Annotated in this window: 5 protein-coding genes and 1 tRNA gene; all 6 read left to right on the top strand. The window is 29.4% G+C overall.

Annotated elements, in window-relative coordinates; translation table 11 throughout:
• Nucleotides 1–696 (top strand): DALR domain-containing protein (locus tag Q4E08_RS11840; protein WP_303131185.1); only part of this gene is annotated, 696 nt, incomplete at its 5' end.
• A gap of 51 nt (nucleotides 697–747) precedes the next feature.
• The gene (locus tag Q4E08_RS11835; RefSeq protein ID WP_303131183.1) at nucleotides 748–1,161 is read left to right on the top strand and encodes a Mini-ribonuclease 3; all 414 of its coding nucleotides are present in this window, start codon (nucleotides 748–750) and stop codon (nucleotides 1,159–1,161) included.
• Between the two features lie 49 nt (nucleotides 1,162–1,210).
• Nucleotides 1,211–2,110 carry a 23S rRNA (guanosine(2251)-2'-O)-methyltransferase RlmB gene (rlmB, locus tag Q4E08_RS11830; protein ID WP_303131182.1) on the top strand — a complete coding sequence of 300 codons (900 nt, stop codon included), beginning with the start codon at nucleotides 1,211–1,213 and terminating at the stop codon, nucleotides 2,108–2,110.
• Nucleotides 2,111–2,125: 15 nt separating this feature from the next.
• Nucleotides 2,126–2,638, top strand: a complete 513-nt coding sequence (locus Q4E08_RS11825) for an NYN domain-containing protein (RefSeq protein ID WP_303131180.1) — start codon at nucleotides 2,126–2,128, stop codon at nucleotides 2,636–2,638.
• 91 nt (nucleotides 2,639–2,729) lie between these two features.
• Nucleotides 2,730–3,350: an RNA polymerase sporulation sigma factor SigH gene (gene sigH / locus Q4E08_RS11820; RefSeq protein ID WP_303131179.1), complete on the top strand. Its 621-nt coding sequence runs from the start codon at nucleotides 2,730–2,732 to the stop codon at nucleotides 3,348–3,350.
• Nucleotides 3,351–3,429: 79 nt separating this feature from the next.
• Nucleotides 3,430–3,505: transfer RNA gene (locus Q4E08_RS11815), tRNA-Thr, on the top strand.
• The last annotated feature ends 116 nt before the right edge of the window (nucleotides 3,506–3,621 follow it).

Genomic DNA, 3,621 nt, shown 5'->3' with positions numbered 1-3,621 from the left:
CAAAGTGAAGCATTAACAGGAAAGCCATTTGCCCATTATTGGTTGCATTCAGCTTATGTTAATGTAAATAATAAAAAAATGTCTAAGTCACTAAATAATTTCTTTACAGCAAGAGATGTATTAAAAGAATATGATGCTGATGTAATAAGATTCTTAATGTTATCATGTCATTATAGAATTCAATTAAATTACAGCACTGATCTTTTAGATTCAGCAAAAGCATCAGTTGCAAGACTTTATAATGCAATAGGAAATCTTGAAAATCTTATAGATGAAGTTTCAAGAGATAAGATGAACGAAGAAGAGAAGAAGTATCTTGAGAGTTTAAATAAATATAGAGAAAAATATATTGAAAAAATGGATGATGATTTCAACACTGCAGATGCAATAACTGCAATATTTGATTTAGTAAAAGATATAAATACAAATATAAATGGAGAGTCATCAAAAGAATTAGCTCAAGGTGCATTAGCGCTAATAAGAGAACTTGGTGCACCACTTGGAATACTTCAGAAATCAACTAAGGTAGATTTAGCTGATGAAGCAGAAGAAATAGAAGGATTAATACAACAAAGACAAGAAGCTAGAAAAAATAGAGATTTTGCCCTTGCAGATAAGATAAGAGATGACTTAAAAGCAAGAGGAATTGTGTTAGAAGATACTCCACAAGGAGTTAGATGGAAGAAGGTAGACTAATTTAAAAGGGCTGTGCGTTTAGTGCAGCCCTTATTTAAAGGAGTAATAACTATGTTAGAAAATTTTAGAACAAGAGAATTTAGTAAAGATGAAGCTAGAAGATTAAATCCCCTACAGTTAGCTTTAGTTGGTGATGCTGTTTATGAAGTTTTTATAAGAGGGTATATACTTTCAAATAACACAGAGCTTTCAGCTCACAAAATACATAAAAAAGCTATAGGTTATGTTAAGGCTAAGAGTCAATCAGATATAATGCATAACATAGAAGGAGAATTAACAGAAGAAGAATTGTATATATTCAAAAGAGGAAGAAATGCTAAATCAGCAACCGTTCCTAAAAATGCAGATGTTAGAGATTATAGAATGGCAACGGGATTTGAAGCATTAGTTGGATATTTGTACTTGATAAATGATGAAAAAAGATTAGACTTTATATTTAATAAGAGTATAGAAATTTGTAAATAATAAAATTAAACTTTTATGGTAACTTAAAATTAGTTAAGGAGTTATTAATATGACAAGAATGAAAAAGAGTAATCAAAATAGAAGAAGAGATGAAAGAAAATATAATAAAAATAAAGAAGAAAAGTTTCAAGAAGAAACTTTTTCAAAAAAGGTAAGAGAGCCAAGAAAGCAAAGAGAAGAAAAGAAGATAGTTAATAATCAAGTTCAAGAAGTAAGAGAAGATTTAATAATTGGTAGAAATGCAGTTATGGAAGCTTTAAAGAATGATAAAACAATAGAAGCTCTATATCTTTCAAATGGTTCAAGAGAAGGATCTATAAATCAAATAATAAATCTTGCTAAGAAAAACAAAATAGTTATAAAAGAAGCAGATAAGAAAAAGTTAGATTCTATGTCAGCTGGAATGGTTCATCAGGGAGTTATAGCTAAAATAACACCATATAAATATTTTGAAGTTAAGGATATTTTAGATGATGCAAAGAAAAAAGGAGAAGCACCTTTTATAATAATATTAGATGAATTAGAAGATCCTCATAATCTAGGTTCAATAATAAGAACAGCTGAAACATGTGGAGTACATGGTATCATAATTCCAAAAAGAAGAAATGTTGGTGTAACACCTACAGTTTATAAATCATCAGTTGGTGCAGTTGAACATGTAAAGATAGCTAAAGTTACTAATATAAACAATACAATTGATGAATTAAAAGAACAAGGAATATGGGTATATGGTGCAGATATAGAAGGAAGAGAATATAGTTATGAAGTTGACTTTAGTGGACCTTGTGCTTTAATAATAGGAAGTGAAGGAAGAGGAATATCTAAGTTAACATTAAAGAAGTGTGATAAGTTAGTTAGAATTCCTATGATTGGAAAAATAAATTCTTTAAATGCATCAGTTGCAGGTGGTATAATGATGTATGAAGTATTAAAGGGTAGATTAAAATAAAAAGAGGGATGAGATGTGAAGATTATATTTATAGATGGATATAATGTTTTAAACAGCTGGCCTAATTTAAAAGATTTAAAAAATATAAGTTTTGATGGAGCTAGAGATAAATTGATAAATATACTTCACAATTATGGTAGTTATAATGATTGTAAAATAGTTTTAGTATTTGATGGGCATAAAGTTGCTGGAAATATAGAAAACAAGGAAGATGTTAATAGAAATTTATCGATAGTGTTTACCAAAGATGGTGAAACAGCAGATGCATATATAGAAAAAGAAGTAAATTTAATTGGTAGAAAATATGAAGTTTGCGTTGTGACGTCAGATTGGCTGGAGCAACAAACGATATTTCAAAGAGGAGCAACAAGAATATCTTCTATAGAATTTTATAATGAGGTTGTTAATGTGGAAGATAAAATTAGGGTTAAGGCAGAGAGGAACATGATATCTCAAAAAAACAATTTAAGTGATAATATTGATGAAGATATTTTTCATAAACTTGAGAAGATTCGTAGAAGTCATTAGTAATGTTGACTTGATTAAATTTGCTAAGTATAATAGCAGGTATAATAGGGACTAGGTTTTGAGGGGAAGATGTTTAGAATGGTGATTATTAATGATTAAGTATTTAGAGTTTGAAGATAAATTTGATGAAGAAATAGCAATTGAAGCTAAAAATGGAAATATAAAAGCGCAAGAATACTTAATAAATAAGTATGAAAATTTTGTAAAATCAAAAGCTAAATCATATTTTTTAATAGGTGCTGATAAGGAAGATATTTATCAAGAGGGGATGATTGGTCTTTATAAAGCTATACGAGACTTTAATCCAGAAAAATTATCAACGTTTAAAGCATTTGCTGAATTATGTGTAACAAGGCAGATAATTACAGCTATAAAAACAGCTACAAGACAAAAACATATTCCATTGAATACTTATATATCATTAAATAAGCCAATCTATGAAGAGGATTCAGAAAGAACGCTATTAGATGTTTTGGCTGGATTTAAAATTACAGATCCTGAGGAACTTATTATAAGTCAAGAGGAAAAAGAAAGAATAGAAAGTGAAATGGAAAGAGTGCTATCTAGATTAGAACTTAATGTACTTAATTCTTACTTAGATGGTAAGTCTTATCAAGAGATAGCTTGCGATTTAGATAGGCACGCAAAATCAATAGATAATGCTTTGCAAAGAGTTAAGAGAAAACTAGAAAAATGCTTAGATGTAAAGTGATTATTTTTTATTGACAAACAAAAAAAATGATAGTAAACTTTATAATTGGTATATTAAAGAAAACTCATAATAGATGAGTGCTCACGTAGCTCAGTCGGCAGAGCGTCGCCTTGGTAAGGCGGAGGTCGTCGGTTCAATCCCGATCGTGAGCTCCAGGAACATATAAAAAAGTAGAAACACTAGGCAAGGTTTATTAGAGTGATAGGAGGAATTTATAATGTCAAAAGCAAAATTCGAAAGAAGTAAACCACACGTTAACATTGGAACAATC

The sequence above is a fragment of the Clostridium sp. genome, from assembly GCF_030532265.1.
GTDB lineage: Bacteria > Bacillota > Clostridia > Clostridiales > Clostridiaceae > Clostridium.
Note: the sequence above shows the minus strand (reverse complement) of the source record. Positions and strands in the feature narration are given on the sequence as shown.

Coding starts and splice junctions, on each gene's coding strand:
- rlmB (WP_303131182.1), top strand. CDS start 1,211: ATGACAAGAATGAAAAAGAGTAATCAAAATAGAAGAAGAGATGAAAGA.
- sigH (WP_303131179.1), top strand. CDS start 2,730: ATGATTAAGTATTTAGAGTTTGAAGATAAATTTGATGAAGAAATAGCA.
- Q4E08_RS11835 (WP_303131183.1), top strand. CDS start 748: ATGTTAGAAAATTTTAGAACAAGAGAATTTAGTAAAGATGAAGCTAGA.